10 protein-coding genes are annotated in these 16,568 nt (G+C 44.6%); 4 read left to right on the forward strand and 6 right to left on the reverse strand.

The window, feature by feature from the left end; all coding sequences use genetic code 11:
* Positions 1 to 24: 24 nt before the first annotated feature.
* From ACMFL8_RS05485 to ACMFL8_RS05505, 5 genes are all read right to left on the reverse strand, one after another.
* On the reverse strand, positions 25 to 1,227 hold the full coding sequence (locus ACMFL8_RS05485) for a tRNA nucleotidyltransferase (protein ID WP_413190303.1): 1,203 nt from the start codon (positions 1,225 to 1,227) through the stop codon (positions 25 to 27).
* Positions 1,228 to 1,390: 163 nt separating this feature from the next.
* Complete coding sequence (locus ACMFL8_RS05490; protein ID WP_413190304.1) at positions 1,391 to 3,715, reverse strand: NADP-dependent malic enzyme; 2,325 nt, start codon at positions 3,713 to 3,715, stop codon at positions 1,391 to 1,393.
* A 352-nt stretch (positions 3,716 to 4,067) separates the two neighbouring features.
* A complete protein-coding gene (locus ACMFL8_RS05495) occupies positions 4,068 to 5,534 on the reverse strand; it encodes a protein adenylyltransferase SelO (protein ID WP_413190305.1) in 1,467 nt (488 codons plus the stop codon).
* 276 nt (positions 5,535 to 5,810) lie between these two features.
* Entirely contained in the window at positions 5,811 to 6,989 is a 1,179-nt protein-coding gene (locus ACMFL8_RS05500; RefSeq protein WP_413191370.1) for an acyl-CoA desaturase, read from the reverse strand.
* Between the two features lie 450 nt (positions 6,990 to 7,439).
* The gene (locus ACMFL8_RS05505; RefSeq protein ID WP_413190306.1) at positions 7,440 to 8,168 is read right to left on the reverse strand and encodes a glycerophosphodiester phosphodiesterase; all 729 of its coding nucleotides are present in this window, start codon (positions 8,166 to 8,168) and stop codon (positions 7,440 to 7,442) included.
* A gap of 426 nt (positions 8,169 to 8,594) precedes the next feature.
* Between ACMFL8_RS05505 and ACMFL8_RS05510 the strand changes: the two genes are divergently transcribed.
* The gene (locus ACMFL8_RS05510) at positions 8,595 to 9,575 is read left to right on the forward strand and encodes a hypothetical protein (RefSeq protein ID WP_413190307.1); all 981 of its coding nucleotides are present in this window, start codon (positions 8,595 to 8,597) and stop codon (positions 9,573 to 9,575) included.
* A 137-nt stretch (positions 9,576 to 9,712) separates the two neighbouring features.
* Here the strand turns inward: ACMFL8_RS05510 and ACMFL8_RS05515 are convergent, their stop codons facing one another.
* Positions 9,713 to 10,354 carry a cob(I)yrinic acid a,c-diamide adenosyltransferase gene (locus ACMFL8_RS05515; RefSeq protein WP_413190308.1) on the reverse strand — a complete coding sequence of 214 codons (642 nt, stop codon included), beginning with the start codon at positions 10,352 to 10,354 and terminating at the stop codon, positions 9,713 to 9,715.
* Between the two features lie 239 nt (positions 10,355 to 10,593).
* Between ACMFL8_RS05515 and cysS the strand changes: the two genes are divergently transcribed.
* From cysS to guaB, 3 genes are all read left to right on the forward strand, one after another.
* Positions 10,594 to 12,054, forward strand: a complete 1,461-nt coding sequence (gene cysS / locus ACMFL8_RS05520; protein WP_413190309.1) for a cysteine--tRNA ligase — start codon at positions 10,594 to 10,596, stop codon at positions 12,052 to 12,054.
* 313 nt (positions 12,055 to 12,367) lie between these two features.
* A complete protein-coding gene (locus ACMFL8_RS05525) occupies positions 12,368 to 14,362 on the forward strand; it encodes a mechanosensitive ion channel family protein (RefSeq protein ID WP_413190310.1) in 1,995 nt (664 codons plus the stop codon).
* Between the two features lie 697 nt (positions 14,363 to 15,059).
* The gene (gene guaB / locus ACMFL8_RS05530; protein WP_189584734.1) at positions 15,060 to 16,532 is read left to right on the forward strand and encodes an IMP dehydrogenase; all 1,473 of its coding nucleotides are present in this window, start codon (positions 15,060 to 15,062) and stop codon (positions 16,530 to 16,532) included.
* Positions 16,533 to 16,568: the final 36 nt, after the last annotated feature.

Raw genomic sequence — 16,568 nt, forward strand, 5'->3', positions numbered from 1 at the left:
TTAGTAGACATTTGAGAGTGATTTTTAAGCCATCTTTTCAGAGAGTGTTAAAGACATATCGTGCGCTTGTAAGTGTTCAATTCTGGCTTGTCGCAATGCGGCACCAATCGCTGGACCTTTAAGGTCTGACTCGATATCTTTGACACCGATAGCATGGAAGCTGCCTAAGGATAGCATCATCTCACGGTGCTGAGAGGCGAGCTGTAACACGTGGCTGGTCACTAGCAGTTGCGAGAGCTTATCAGGCTCTTTATGGGCGCTACAGGATTGGATAAGGTCTATTTTTTCACTCGCGCTAAGCTCATTTATACGTTTTAATTTTTCGCCTTGCTGCACGAATAAAGTCGCAAACTGAGTTTGAGCTTTTGGTACTTTAGCGGCGTTGCCTATTTCAGTAATAGCTTTTGTGGCAGGCATCGTTTCACTGGGTGTTAAACCAAATAACGCTGGATTAAGACTGGACAGTAATAACGCCCAGCGTTGTGATAGATTCAATTGCATTTGACCCGCGAAATACAGCGCGGTCTGTACCGTCTCTCGTATGTGACCATTAGCGCTCCACGTTTGATGTAAGGGCGCAAAGTATTCTGTTAAAGCATCTATTTCGAACAGCTGCTGCCAGTATACCTGAGGAGAGACCTGCATCATTGCGCGGCTCGATTCTTGCCAAATGCGCTCACTACTCAAATGTGACAGTTCGCCCGAGCTGACCAACTGGCGCATTAATGCCAAGGTCTCATCAGCAATCGTAAAGCCTAAGTCATAATAACGCCCATAAAAGCGCGCCGTTCTAAGCACTCGTAATGGATCTTCGTTAAAAGCGCTGGAGACATGGCGTAGGGTTTTGCTTTTTATGTCACTCAGTCCACCATAATAATCGACTACTTCGCCACTGATAGGAGTGTCGTCAGTGAGGCTCGTGACTTCGATTGCCATGGCATTGACGGTTAAGTCGCGTCGTTGCAAATCTTCCAACAGCGTCACTTCAGGGCTGGCATGGACACTAAAGCCCTGATAGCCTCGTCCTTGCTTGCGTTCGGTACGTGCTAGCGCATACTCTTCATGACTGGTAGGATGCAAAAACACAGGGAAATCTGCGCCGACTTGTTGAAATCCAGCAGCAATCATCTCTGCTACAGTAGCGCCAACGACAACGAAGTCTTTGTCTTTAATAGGACGATCTAGCAATCGATCACGTACTGCTCCGCCGACGAGATAAACTTGCATAATAGTTCCTATTTATTGACTTAATTGACGCTAGTGAAAGGGTGATTAACAAAAAAACCAGTCAGTGCTTTTAATAAAGCACTGACTGGTTTTAGTATAGCAGACCATCTCCATAAATAAATTACAGTGATGGTGCTAATAACACACTCATACTATCGCTGAGCTATTTCTGAGCTTCGTTTTCTAAATCCTGAGCTTCAGTAACGGTCAGTGCAGTCATGTTGACGATACCACGTGCTGTCGCTGATGGCGTCAAAATATGCACCGGCTTATTGGTACCTAATAGGATAGGGCCAATAGAAGCACTGCCAGTTGCGGTTTTAAGTAGGTTGAAAGCAATGTTTGATGCATCAAGTGTTGGTAAGATGAGCAAGTTCGCTGCACCTTTTAACGGGCTTGATGGCATGTCGTTTAGACGGATATGCTCATTCAGCGCGGCGTCACCTTGCATTTCGCCTTCGAATTCAAAGTCGACATTCATATTGGTTAGTAGCTCATGAACCTTACGCATTTTGACAGCGCTGGCACGATTTGAAGCACCAAAGTTAGCATGAGAAACTAGCGCGACACGTGGCGTGATACCAAAACGACGTAACTGATCAGTTGCCAAGACCGTCATTTCAGCCAACTGTTCAGCCGTTGGATCTTCGTGGATATAGGTATCCGCGATAAAGATATTACGATCTTGCATCAATACGGCATTCATCGCATAAAAATCGTTCATACCTTCTTTTTTACCAATGACGCTTTCAACGTATTTTAGATGCAATTGATAATGGCCAAATGTACCACATACCATGCCATCTGCCGCACCATTTTCGACTAGCAAAGAACCAATCAGAGTCGTCTTACGGCGAACATCACGACGAGCAAGCTCAATGCTTACACCGCGGCGTTTGTTCTTCTCGTAGTAGCCCTGCCAGTAGTCTTTGTAGCGAGGATCGTCATCAACGTTGACGATGGTAATATTCTCGCCATCTTTTAGACGTAGGCCCAGTTTTTTGATATTGGTTTCAATAACTGAAGGGCGACCAACCAAGATAGGTTGTGCTAGCTTCTCATCCACGACGACTTGCACAGCGAGCAAGATATTGTTGTCTTCACCTTCACAATACACAATACGTTTTGGATCAGCTTTGGCACGAGCAAAGATTGGCTTCATCACAAACGCTGAGTTATAAACAAACTCAGACAGACGCTGACGATATGCTTGCATGTCATCGATAGGTAGTGTGGCAACGCCTGAATCCATTGCTGCTTTGGCGACAGCAGAGGCAATCTCAATGATTAGATTTGGCTCTAGAGGGCCTGGAATCAAGTAGTCACGACCAAAACTCTGCATCTTTTCGATGTTTCTAGCGCTGGTAGTTGGAGTAGCTTCAACATGTGCCATTGCAGCGATTGCTTTTACGCAGGCGACTTTCATCTCTTCATTGACGGTCGTTGCGCCAACATCCAATGCACCGCGGAAGATATACGGGAAGCATAGCGCATTGTTTACTTGGTTTGGATAGTCTGAGCGACCAGTTGCCATGATGACGTCTGGACGTACCGCATGAGCCAATTCTGGCATGATTTCAGGTGTTGGGTTGGCAAGTGCAAAGACGATAGGGTCTTTTGCCATACGGCGTACCATATCTTCTGATAGTGTGCCTGGCATTGATAGACCTAGGAACATATCGACATCGTCCATGACTTCTTCGATAGAAGTAGCCGTGATATCACGAGCATAGCGCTGTTTGGTTTCGTCAAGGTTTTCACGGCTGGTACTGATAATACCGCGTGAATCTGACACAATGATGTTGTTCTTATTAACACCAAGGGCGCAAATGATATCTAAGCAAGAAATGGCTGCTGCGCCTGCGCCTGAACAAACAATTTTAATCTCTTCAATTTTTTTGCCAGTAATCAACAGAGCGTTTAGCATGGCTGCGGCAACAATGATTGAGGTGCCATGTTGATCGTCATGGAATACGGGAATGTTCATGCGCTTACGCAATTCACGTTCGATTTTGAAACATTCTGGTGCTTTGATGTCTTCTAGGTTGATACCGCCAAATGTTGGCTCAAGAGAAGCGACGGCTTCAATGAATTTGTCTGGATCATTTTGTGCAATTTCAATATCAAAAACATCAATACCCGCAAACTTTTTGAACAGAACCCCTTTACCTTCCATCACTGGTTTTGATGCCAACGGGCCGATATTACCTAAACCTAGTACGGCAGTACCATTGGTTATGACACCGACCAAGTTGCTACGCGCCGTATATTTAGCCGCTAACGCTGGATCTCTTTGAATTTCAAGACACGGTACAGCAACACCTGGAGAGTAGGCAAGTGCTAGATCGCGTTGGTTGGCCAATTGCTTGGTAGGGGTAACTGAGATTTTACCTGGTCTTGGAAACTCATGGTAATGGAGGGCAGCTTGTTCAAACTGCTCTTTTTCCGTATTAGGGTTATCCGTATTCAAAGTGATATCGTCATTCATAATAATTGCCATGGTTGGAATAAATTGGAATAGATTAAATGGTGATAAAAAACTAACGCTGAACCCTCAAAAAACCATGAGATATGATAAGAAGAGGGCACAGTTACACTAAAAAAGGTAATGATCGATAAAAAGGTAATGATTAGCGCTTAGATTGCAGCGAAAAAAGCAATTTTGCAAAATAGTTATTCTAGCACTATTGACAATTCGCGCCTAGTCAATAGCCGTGAATTGTCCGAACAATATAATAAAATGATATTCATTATTTAGCTGGTTGATAATGCCAAAGAACAGAGCCAAATATCAACCTTAATTTTACAATGTTTTAAAATACTATCGAACAGTAGATGTATTAAGACGAGCAGCTAATGGGCATTTGCGGTGCGTGAGGTGCAGGCGGCGCACTATCTAAATCGGTAGCGATAGCTTGGACATCATAAGGATTGGCAAGTAGCTCGAATACACGATTAACTTCCTCGAATTGACCTTGTTCAGCGGCGGTAATGGCACGCTGAGCCATGCTGTTACGCAATACATAAGCAGGATTGTTCGCTTGCATGTCATTGAGCGCTTGTTCCATAGACAAGGGCTGTAATTGCGCCAGATAACGTGCTGACCAGTCTTGCCAAACTTTATTTGCTTCGTCGTTGAGCTCTGCCGTCATGGTAGACAGTAGGCGCTGCTCATAAGGATAATCGTTTGGCGCTACGAGAGCCAATAACGCCCGAAAGCTATTGGTATAGTCGAGTAAATTGTCTTCGAGAAAAGTGAGCCATTCAAAGGCCAACATTAAGCTTTCTTTTTCATGCGGCAATCCAAGTTTACGGCATAGCCCTTGCTGATAGTGCTGCATAAAGGTCGCCTCGTAAGGTGCCAAACAGTCAGCCAGCGTTTCACGTGTTACTCCCTCTAAGCGCATGAAGTGTGGTAGCCAAGTATTTAGATTCCAATGTCCGATAGCGGGCTGATTCTGATAAGCGTAACGCCCAGTGTGGTCAGAATGATTGTTAATCCACGCCGGATCGAAGCGTTCCATAAAGCCAAAAGGACCAAAGTCCAAGGTACTGCCCGTGATAGATAAGTTATCTGTGTTCATCACGCCATGAGCGAAGCCAATCAGCTGCCAGTCGGCAATCATCCGTGCGGTACGCTCAACCACTGCGGTCAAAAATGCCAGCACTGGTGTCTCGCTTTGGCGGCACTCTGGATAGTAAGTGTCAATCATATAGTCGGTAAATTCACTGAGTAAATCAGGGGCGAAGCTGGCAATCCACTCGACATGACCCAACCGAATGTGACTGTCAGCCACGCGCATCAATGCCGCACCAGCTTCTATGCGCTCACGGCGTACTCTGGTATCAGAGACCACAAATCCTAAAGCGTTAGAGGAGGGAATACCCAATTGCGTAAGCGCATGACCACATAAATATTCACGAATAGTACTGCGTAGTACAGCGCGTCCATCACCCATCCGCGAGTAGGGCGTCAGGCCAGCACCTTTAAGATGTAAGTCTTGTGGTTGGTCGTTATTATCGAGCACTTGTGCCATCAATAATCCGCGCCCATCACCCAATTGACCAGCCCATTGCCCGAACTGATGACCCGCATAAGCCATGGCTAACGGTTCAAAATCTGCTGGTAGGTATTGACCACCGAGTATCTCAACCCAGCGTGCCATTAAGTCCTCATCATCTGCCCAGCCCAATTGCTGTGCCACCTGCATATTGAAGTGACCAATCCGTGGATTGTCTAGTGGTGTAGGAGGCTGTTTATGATAGAGACGTGTGTCTAGATTGACGTAGGTGTTTTGATAGCGCATGCAAGGCTTTCCCATCGAATGATATAATCGAATTATAAATTAAGTGACTTATTTGAGTGATTTGCTTACTATAGCATAGCCTTACCATTGCAGCGTTTCACTCTGTCCATCTCTTGTAATCTGCGCCTCTCAAGACTGTCTAATGAATCCTGTCCGACTCCATAAATCTCATAAATAAGTGCTGTGAATAAACGTTAGATAAAAAAATCCCTCTATCTATTACAGATAAAGGGAAGGAAAAAAGTCAAAATAGAAAAGTCAGATTACTGTTAACATTTAAGCCGCTTTGGCGTTATGACCAATAGAGCGAAATGCCGTCTTTAAATTGCTATTATGCTCAAGGATTTTTTGTTCAATCTTGGCATAGTCATTTTTCAGTATATCTTCAGCTTCATGCAAGCGATCTGCATACTCTGTCTTTTTCAGCTCGATAGTTTTCGCTTTTAGCGCTTGCCACTCTTCAACGGTTTGCATAAAGGCATCATATTCAAACTTGATACGATCTTGGAAGCTTTTCATCGCATGAGGCAAGTCAATGCCGCCAACGGTTGCTGTATCAATTTTTTGTTGTGCTGCCTTAAACTGCATTTGCACTTCAGCATGCTTGATGGTCGTGTCATCTACTGTACGTAGATCTGTTGTCAGACCCAGCTTCGATAAACCTACAATCAACCATTTGGTTGGATCATACTGCCACCATTTCACGCCATTACGATAATCGTATTGGAAGAAGTGATGATAGTTATGATAACCCTCACCCCATGTAAATATGGCCAAGAAGAAGTTATCACGGGCTGTATTAGTATCCGTATAAGGACGGCTACCAAACATGTGGCATAACGAGTTGATAAAGAACGTAAAGTGATGCGTCAATACTAAGCGTAGCAAACCAGCTATAACCAGCGTACCCCAGACATCACCCAATAACCAACCAATAGCAGCGACCATACCAACGTTCAAGGCAACGACCCATAGACCGTAGTATTTATGCTGAATCTGTAACGTTCTGTCTTTGGTCAAGTCAGGAATGTTTTTATAGTCAAACTTGCCGCTAGGGTAGTTGCGTAGCATCCAACCAATATGGCTGAACCAAAAACCGCGTTTTGCTGAATATGGATCATCCAAACGATCGTCTACATGGCGATGGTGAGTACGATGGCCAGACACCCAGTCAAACGCAGAGCCTTGCACCGCTAGGGTTGAGCCAAGCAACAAGAAGTTTTTGACAATTGGATGCGCTTTATAAGCACGATGCGCCAATAGACGATGGTAACCGGTTGTGATGCTCATGCCCGTCCATACCATAAAGGCACCAAATACGCCCCAAACAGGCGCGCTCACGTCATGCGTAAATAAATACCATGGTGTAATAATGGCGGCAGCAATTGGTGTGGCTACCAAGATAGTCGCTGGAATCCAGTTGATCGGCGCTTTTGTGAACTCAAACTCACGCATATCAATGCTTTGCTCTTCTGTAGAAACGTCAGTTTGTGCAGAATCTGTCGCATAGTTGCGTTTTGCTACAGGTTGCTCATCAAAAGCAGCTTGCGCCTTTTTTTCGTCAAAACGAGTTTTAAAACGCGTTACTTGAGTGCTGGCAGTTTTTACAAGCGTGTCGCCAGATTTGATAGCGAAACGTAAGCCTTTAAGCGGTAAGCCAAGTGCTTTTTTTGCAATCATATAATATCCCTAACGGTATTAATTTAAGACACCATAGTACCTTAAAAACTAAGTAAAGTGAACACTTATACACTATAAAAATATTGCTAAATAACAATAACTTGTATCAATTATAGTATTCATTGCTGTAAATAACCGGTGACTTATCAGGCATAGCGTAAAAGTGTAAGTAGCACGACAGATATGTAGGGGGTGTGAGGTTTTTTCAAGAGGGGTGTCGGACCGTTAGTGTACCAATAGGTGGGTCGGAAAATCCGTAATAATCACATCAACCTGCCACGTTATTAGTGATTTAATGGTATCGATGTCGTTGACCGTCCACGCACTAACAGGTAAACCATAACGATGACTGTTTTTAATGATGGACTGGGTTAGGAGCGGGTAATGGATGCCCAGTCGACTACAGCCCAGTTGCAATGCGGTATTGGGCGCCGTTGCCAAGGCGTCAGGTGTGCGAATAAGCAAGCCGCGTGGGGTATGCATTAATAGCGGATGACGTTGCAAGCGAGCATGCAGCTCGATATCAAAGCTAGTAAGGACAATAGGTAAACTGGCAAGTGGTGTGTCAATGAGATTGCATGCTAGCGCGTTTACCAACTGCGTGTAATTGGTGCGCTCATGGGTCTTTATCTCAAGCTCGATATAGCGAAAATTGGTCAGTACATCATAAGCGCACGCTAAAGTCATGACTGGGTATCCATACTGCCGATAGCGTTTAATCTCAGCGAGCGTTAACTGGTCGATATGCGATTGCTGACCACACATGCGTTCTAAGTTATCGTCATGGAACACAACCAATTGTCCATCAGCACTTAGCTGAACATCAAACTCAACCCCCGCTAAACCCCGTGCTTGTAAATGCTGTGCATGCTCAAAACCTGCCGAAGTGTTCTCGACTTCTTCACCGCGTGCACCGCGATGACCGAGCAAAAGCGTGTTTTTTAGCTGTATCATATGAATGGCTATCGGTTATTTTCATGCCTCATAATATAGGGTGTAACCGACAGAATCTAATAAAATTCGCAAAATATTTTTTGCTCAGGCGTTGCCGTAGAGAGTGGTAATATAAAAAAGTAAGTTGATATTTGAAAGTCGTTTCAAAAAAGGTTTGTTGTAATTTTCCGCTAGAAATAAACCGTTGTTTAAAAATTATTAGCGATGATATAAGTATGTATTTGTTATGTTTTTGCAACCAAACATAGGTTTTGGGCAGAATGTTGGACATTATTTGTACAGTAGGGAGTTACACTAATGACCATCCTATTCAAACACCGTATAATAATCTGATTTTCAAATCTATCGCGGCAAATGTTGCGATCTGAATGTCAAATACCGTCCATCGCTGGCGGTAAGCATTAGTAAATTGGGAGTAAATTGAGTATGAGCGTAGCAAAAAGCAAGTGGATCAAATGGCAGCACGTCGCGGGTATTAGTCTGATATGTGGTTTGGCCGTGACAGGTTGTGATCGCTCAGACAAGGACGATAGCGCTGAAACGACAGCAGCAACGGCAGATCAACCAGCGACTGACGATAACGTAATCGCTCCTGCCGTCAGTTGTGATGATCCGCTGGTACAAGATCGCTTGAAATCCACGCTGAAAAACACGCTCAATCAGCAAGCCCAAACGTTGGCTGCCAATTATGCCAATGAGGCAGAAATCAGTCTAAACGGTGGTGTTGTCACTGACAAAATCAATGGCATTATTATCGATGTGCAAAATGCTGCAATCTTACAAGAAGCCAATAACAATGGTATGACGACTTGTCAGGCAAGCGTTAGTATGACTTTGCCAAGCGAAGATTTATATCAAGCAAGTCAAGTACAAGCAGCTGGTAACCAACCAAGCTTGCAGTCTCGATTAGCGCAAAACAATATTCGTATCAATAATAATATGCTCGTTGACGACGCTTTTACGTATGTCGTCGGTACTCAAGGTGGTCAAGTTCGTACCCGTATTGCTGGACAACCGGCACTACTGACTGTCGTGGCAGATGTGATGGCAGGCTCGGTGTTTAAGTCAGCGGTTGATGAGCAGCGCGCCCAACGTGCCGCTCAACAGGCTGAAAGTCGCCGTGACACTGCACAGAACAATAACAGCGATCAATCAGCGCCAACCCGTCAGCCAAGAATAGTGACGCCAACCGCCCCTGTTCGTCCAGTAGAGCCTGCTACGCCGCCGACCATTAATAATCCAAGCAGTAGCCAAAGCAACAGTCAGAGTAGCGCTACAGAAAACAACCAAGCCGCCGCGGCAAGTGCTGACGCCAAAAAGCCGGCAACACAAACAACGCCAAAGTTAGTGCCTAATGATGACAGCATTGATATGGTCATCGTCGAAGATGATAGCGCTACATATTAAGTCATCAAGACGAAGCAGTTGCTAATAGCATCTTAAAAAAGCCCGCAACTTTTACGCTGCGGGCTTTTCTGTATGAGCTATTGGCTTATCGATAGGGTGGCATATAGCCTCATATCGCTGTGCTGTGCTATGAGTGATTATTTATCATTGGTGAAATTTTGCAAGACTTGACTGTCCCACAGCACTTCAGAGACTTGGGCAGGATCGGTGCAAAAACGCGCCGCGACGAATAACCAATCAGACAAGCGATTTATAAGGCTAATCGCAGTACCGCGAATGGCTGGTGGACGTTGTTGCTGTAAGAGTACCGCTTGGCGCTCAGCACGGCGACAAACGGTACGCGCTATATGCAGCTGACTGACTAATAGTGAGCCTGTCGGTAGAATAAAGTCCTTTAACGGTGGTAAGGTCGTGTTCATCGCGTCAATCTGTTGCTCCAACCATTCGATATGAGTGGCATTGACACCTTCATATTCTGGCATGGCCAACTCGCCACCGATATTAAATAATAAATGCTGAATAATGACTAAGGCTTGAGCAAAGTCTAATTCTTTTTGCTGCTGTAAGCGTTCAGGCAACTGCTGTTGGTTTGCGTTTTCATCATTATGGGCAGCTTGTGCCAAGTGCGCCCGTACCAGACCGATGTGTGAGTTGAGCTCATCGATATCACCCATCACGCTAAATAGGTTGTCGGCTTTACTCACGCGGCTGCCATCTGCCATACCGGTACTACCATCATCTCCGGTGCGTGTATATATTTTGCTCAAGCGATTGGCCATTTCTACATCCTTAGCGGTTTTTATCATTGAATAGGGTTAGTTGTGCGCTCATTGTAGTATTTTCCGACTGATTTCGCTAAGATAATGGGTTAAGTTTTATAAAGTGATTATTTTTTATAAAGCGGTAACTTTTAAATTTATCATCTCATTAGTCGCGGTTGGTGGCTAATAGTACGGTACTCATATTTTATCGTCATCTCAATTTATCTATCTTGTTCTAATTAAAAGGCTTTTATACCATGACCACACCTCTTGCCGATGCGATGTCTCAGCTTGCCATTTATGATTCACTCACTGGCGGTAAACGTCAGTTTGTACCACTCAAAGCCGGGCAAGTAGGTATGTATGTATGTGGCATGACTGTTTATGATTATTGTCATATTGGTCATGCACGCATGATGATTGGCTTTGATATGGCAGTACGCTGGCTGACGCAACTGGGCTATGACGTCAATTATGTGCGTAATATCACCGATATCGACGACAAAATTATCACGCGCGCTGCCGAAAATGGCGAAGAGATTGGTGTATTGACTGAGCGTTTTATTAAAGCGATGCACGAAGACTTCTCTGCACTTGGCTGCTTGACGCCTGATGCCGAGCCGCGGGCAACTGACCACATCGACGAGATGCAGCAAATGATTGAGACATTGGTCACTGGTGACTACGCGTATGCTGGCGACAATGGCGATGTCTATTATGCCGTCGATAGTTTTGCTGACTATGGCAAATTGTCCAAGCGCAATCTTGATGATATGCAGGCAGGCTCGCGCGTCGATGTCGAGAACGATAAGCGCAATCCGTTTGATTTTGTATTATGGAAAGCTGCAAAACCTGATGAGCCGCAATGGGCGTCACCATGGGGTCAAGGGCGTCCAGGCTGGCATATCGAATGTTCGGCGATGTCGACCAAGTGCTTGGGCAATACTTTTGATATTCATGGCGGTGGTCATGACTTACAGTTCCCGCATCATGAAAACGAGATTGCGCAGTCTGAAGCAGCGACTGGCTGTGAGTATGCACGTAATTGGATGCATGTTGGTTTTATTAATGTCGATGGCGAAAAAATGTCTAAGTCATTGGATAACTTTTCCACCATTCGTGATGTCATTGCGCATTTCCATCCTGAAACGTTGCGCTTTTTCTTATTATCAAGCCATTACCGCAGTCAGGTGAATTTCTCTGATAGTGCCTTGGAAGAAGCCCATAATAGCCTAAGCAGATTATACAATACATTAAAGCTGGCTGAACAGCAAAAAGGTGAAGCATTGGTAATCAATGAGGCGTTAATAAATGATGCTTACAGTAGCGCGGCTGGGCAAGACTTCATTAAAGCCATGAATGATGATTTTAATAGCTCGACGGCAATTAGCGTATTGTTTGGGCTGGCCCGTGATATCAATAAAGCCATCAAAGCCGAAGACGTGGCGAGTGTTTGGCAATGGGCGCAGCAGCTCAAAGCCTTGGCACAGGTATTAAATGTACTACAGCAACCAGTGTCACAGTTCTTACAAGCAGTCGTCGGTGATCAAGCAGATGACGGGTTAACTGATGCGGTGATTGATGGTCTAATCATTGAGCGAGCAGAGGCTAAAGCCAATAAAGATTTTGCGCGTGCCGATGAGGTGCGTGAGCAATTAAAAGCGGCAGGCATTGAGCTTGAAGACAGCCGTGCTGGTACGACTTGGCGCCGTGCCTAATGCTGTGCTTAATAGTGCTTTGCTCAACATAGATGGTATCAACCATAAAATACGTTAACTAGGGCATGTCCTCAATTCAACCGATAGCGATCTAAATGGGCTAAAAGTGGTTAAATCTTGCCAAACATCGTCAATTAGCTAGGTAATATCTCGATATTATCTGCGCTATTTTTCTTGTTTGACTGCCATTTACCTCACTTTTATCCTCATTTTTAAAATGAGGACACGCCCTAATAAATTAAGTCAGCATTGCGCTGGCTTTTTTTTGTAGACTGCATTAGGTTAGAAACACACTGAGGCCAAGATTTCTCTTATGCAAAATTTCCTTCATTCTCTAGACACTACGCACGTTAAAAACGTCAATGATAAACCTAACGCTATTTATGATGTTGGTGGCAGTGCTGTGCGCCATCATAGTAGACTGACACTTTTACTCAGCATGCTGGTCATGGTATGTAGTGTGTTTTATCTTCCTGCGACAGCGGCTACCAACAACGATGCGGTCGTCGAAAATCAAAGTAATGCACTAAATACTGTGCTTGCGAAGCCAGAAAACTTGGCGGATTACACGGCACAGAAAATTGAACAGATCAAAAAAGAAGGCATTAGTGTCTCGGAGATTGCAGATGAAGTTGTCAATCCTTTAGACAAGGATGCAGTGCAGCAAGCAGGCGTAATGCAAGGAGATACAGGTCTCACTGGTGATTATAACGAAAGCTATTATTCTTTAAACAAACTAAATGCAGGCTTGCCACCGCTCGCTGAGCCACCGAATTTATCCACGCCTCTGGCTACCTTGGAGTTTTTTCAGTCAGCCGTCATGAAGCAGCAGTATGATTTGGCTGCTTATGCGCTCAATATGAATTTGATTGATGGTAAGTTGCAGCGTAGTCGGGCGATAGATCTGGCCAAACAACTTGATTTTTTGTTGATTGAAAAAAAGCTCTATGTTTTTGATGAGTTGCCAGATCGCCCTGACGGTTTGATTGAGCCACCGCTTGGTAGCACGAATAGTATTCAAGGCATTCCTAGACGCTCTATTCAGCTTGGTTATATCGATTATCGTGAGCGCCGTGTACCCATACATCTAGAGCGTGTGCGCATTGATGATAGTGCGCCTTTTTGGATATTTTCTGCCCAAACGGTTGGTAATATTGATAACCTCTATGAGCAATATCATCCTGCAAAGTTTGAGCGTTATTTACCAGCGTGGACAAAATTACAGTTATTTAGTATCGCCATCTGGGAGTTTTTAGCATTACTTATTTTCTTCTCTTTTACCATGGGAGTGGGCTGGTTACTCAGTAAAGGTGCTGGCAAGCTTCTCAATTGGTACGTCAAAGATAAAGCAGGCAATCGGCTGAGTACGGTTCATCACAATAGCGTGGAAGATTTGGTCAATAAGCTGACAGTACCGCTAACCTTTACCATCAGCTTCTCATCGGTATTTACCTTGGTATCGGGTGGCTTTCCTTATCTGGATGCAGTCGCTTCCTCGACACGTCCGATTATTTGGATTGGATTGGTCTTTAGCGCCATGTGGCTCGGTATACGCGTTATCAACTTTTTTGCCAACCGCTATCAAGATATGCAGATTGAAAACCTAGGAGATGAGCAGTTTGACAAAGTGCGCCGTCGTCGCACTTACGTATCGATATTTCGCCGCGTCTTCGTATTTGTCATGGTGTTGGGCAGTATTTGGATAGGTCTGAGTGAATTTGCCAACATGGAAGGCTTTGGTAAAACCTTACTGACTTCGGCTGGCATTGCTGGCGTGGTCATTGGTATCGCCGCTCAACCAATATTGGGTAACATCATTGCTGGAGTACAGGTTGCAGTGACACAGCCCGTACGAATTGGCGACAGCGTAATAATGGATGGCAACTTTAGTACCGTTGAAGACCTGCGTTACACTTATGCGGTACTAAAAACATGGGATGAACGTCGATTAATCGTGCCGATGCGCGAATTGATCACCGAAATGGTAGAGAACTGGTCACATACAGAAGTGCATCAGACCTGTCCCGTGTTCTTATATATCGATTATGGTGCAGATATTAATGCCATTCGCCAGCAGTTTATCTCGGTGGTGAAAGACAACAAGCTTTGGGACAACAAAACTGAGCCTGAAATATTTGTCGTTGAGGTGACTGAAAAGACCATTCAACTGCGCGGCGCTGTTTCAGCGGTAGGCCCTGTAGAAGCATGGACACTGGCCTGTGAGATACGTGAGCAGATGCTTGATTATTTGTACCGTGAACAAAAGCATTATTTACCAGCTGAGCACCTTGTATTGAGACAAAAGTAGTCAATGTCTATTAGGGTCTGTTGAACATTCAAATATTAGGACTGCTGCTTGCTAAAATTGCCCCAAACCTTTTATCAAATCAGGCGCAAACCGACGATAATGTCTAGACCTTAGCTAGGTTTATAACAACGTTCGGGGTGATTTTAGTATCAGTCCCAAGTATACAAGCAGGGGCAGGGCTATTTTTTGCCAATACATGGCGAAATTGTCTAACCTAGAATGACTAGGCGTCAAAAATTTCACTGCGTATTGTCTAAAAAATAGACACTGCCAGTTCCACATTTTAATGTTCAACAGACCCTAGTTTGACGCTTAAAAAAATTGAATGTACAGCCTCACTATCGATAGACAGCTTTGGGTAAAACCCACTGACAAATATAGCATGCGATTTGCTTGCTTATTTGTTATAATATGGCGTTATTTTTAAGGGATAACTGAGCGATTAAAGATAAGGCCGCGCAGTATTTGCGTTTTCTTACCACTGATAAATCAATAGCAGTTTTCTAGTGTCTTTATTTGATGACGAATAATGTTTGATTATAAATAACGACTGGTACATTGCTTATTATCTAAAGCTCTATGATTCAAAGCCTTTAACAAATAAGGGTTGAACGTCGTAAAGTCATAATGGTGATCTTGATTGATTGTCTTAATGCGAAAATCCCACCCATCAAAATAACCACCACTAGGGGTCTGTATGTTACGAATTGTCGATGAAGCCTTCACCTTTGATGACGTTTTATTGTTACCAGCCTACTCTGAAATCTTGCCAAAATCTGCCGATCTGTCCACGCGTTTGACCAAAAGTATCACACTAAATCTGCCGCTAATCTCGGCTGCTATGGATACTGTCACCGAATCTGAAATGGCTATCACCATGGCACAGCTGGGTGGTTTGGGTATCTTGCATAAGAGCATGGATATCGATAAGCAGGCCACACAAGTACGTCGCGTCAAAAAATTCGAAGCAGGAACGGTAGTCGATCCTATCACTGTGCATCCTGAAATGACGATTGGTGAATTATTAAGACTGACCCAAAACAACAATATCTCAGGTGTACCTGTGGTAGAGAAGGGCACGGATAAAGTCGTCGGTATCGTCACACATCGTGACTGGCGTTTTGAGACCAATCTGTCGTTACCAGTTAGCTATATCATGACGCCAAAAGAGCAGCTAGTCACCGTGCAAGAAGGTGAGAGCAATGAAAATATCAAAAAATTGCTGCATGAGCACCGTATCGAAAAAGTGATCGTGATTGATGAAGACTTTCGTCTGCGCGGTCTGATTACGGTCAATGACTTTGCCAAAGCTGAAAACAACCCAAATGCTTGTAAAGATGAGCAAGGCCGCTTACGTGTCGGCGCTGCTGTCGGTACGGGTGCAGATACGCAAGCGCGCGTTGAAGCATTGATTGCAGCTGACGTCGATATTATCGTGGTCGATACGGCACATGGTCATTCAAAGGGCGTGATTGAAAAAGTCTCTTGGATCAAGAAAAATTTCCCTCATGTACAAGTTATCGGTGGCAACATCGCTACCGGTGATGCAGCTCTAGCGTTACGTGATGCGGGCGCTGATGCGGTAAAAGTTGGTATCGGTCCTGGCTCTATTTGTACCACACGTATCATCGCGGGTATTGGTGTACCACAAATCTCAGCCATTGATAATGTGGCCAGCGCCCTAAAAGACAGTATCCCATTGATTGCTGATGGTGGTATTCGCTTCTCAGGTGACATGGCAAAAGCCATCGCAGCTGGTGCTTCTTGTATCATGGTCGGCTCATTAATGGCCGGTACCGAAGAAGCCCCAGGCGAAGTTGAGCTGTTCCAAGGTCGTTATTATAAAGCATATCGCGGTATGGGTAGCTTAGGTGCGATGTCAGGTCAGAATGGCTCATCAGACCGTTATTTCCAAGATGCCAAAGATGGCGTAGAAAAACTGGTTCCAGAAGGCATCGAAGGTCGTGTTCCTTATAAAGGACCAGTGGCAGGTATCGTGAATCAATTGGTAGGCGGTTTACGTTCATCAATGGGCTATACTGGCTGTGCGACTATCGAAGATATGCGTACCAAACCACAGTTCATCAAGGTGACGTCTGCGGGCATGAAAGAGTCGCATGTGCATGACGTGCAAATCACCAAAGAAGCACCGAACTATCGAGTGGATTAATTAAAACACTTTAGTCCTAATAACTTCTTAATCCTA

Source organism: Psychrobacter sp. AT9, assembly GCF_047272965.1.
Classification (GTDB): Bacteria; Pseudomonadota; Gammaproteobacteria; order Pseudomonadales; family Moraxellaceae; genus Psychrobacter; species Psychrobacter glaciei.

What these genes read in the sequence shown, in the direction of transcription:
- ACMFL8_RS05485 (WP_413190303.1), bottom strand. Translation starts at nt 1,227, where the DNA reads ATGCAAGTTTATCTCGTCGGCGGAGCAGTACGTGATCGATTGCTAGAT.
- ACMFL8_RS05490 (WP_413190304.1), bottom strand. Translation starts at nt 3,715, where the DNA reads ATGAATGACGATATCACTTTGAATACGGATAACCCTAATACGGAAAAA.
- ACMFL8_RS05495 (WP_413190305.1), bottom strand. Translation starts at nt 5,534, where the DNA reads ATGCGCTATCAAAACACCTACGTCAATCTAGACACACGTCTCTATCAT.
- ACMFL8_RS05500 (WP_413191370.1), bottom strand. Translation starts at nt 6,989, where the DNA reads ATGCGTGAGTTTGAGTTCACAAAAGCGCCGATCAACTGGATTCCAGCG.
- ACMFL8_RS05505 (WP_413190306.1), bottom strand. Translation starts at nt 8,168, where the DNA reads ATGATACAGCTAAAAAACACGCTTTTGCTCGGTCATCGCGGTGCACGC.
- ACMFL8_RS05510 (WP_413190307.1), top strand. Translation starts at nt 8,595, where the DNA reads ATGAGCGTAGCAAAAAGCAAGTGGATCAAATGGCAGCACGTCGCGGGT.
- ACMFL8_RS05515 (WP_413190308.1), bottom strand. Translation starts at nt 10,354, where the DNA reads ATGGCCAATCGCTTGAGCAAAATATATACACGCACCGGAGATGATGGT.
- cysS (WP_413190309.1), top strand. Translation starts at nt 10,594, where the DNA reads ATGACCACACCTCTTGCCGATGCGATGTCTCAGCTTGCCATTTATGAT.
- ACMFL8_RS05525 (WP_413190310.1), top strand. Translation starts at nt 12,368, where the DNA reads ATGCAAAATTTCCTTCATTCTCTAGACACTACGCACGTTAAAAACGTC.
- guaB (WP_189584734.1), top strand. Translation starts at nt 15,060, where the DNA reads ATGTTACGAATTGTCGATGAAGCCTTCACCTTTGATGACGTTTTATTG.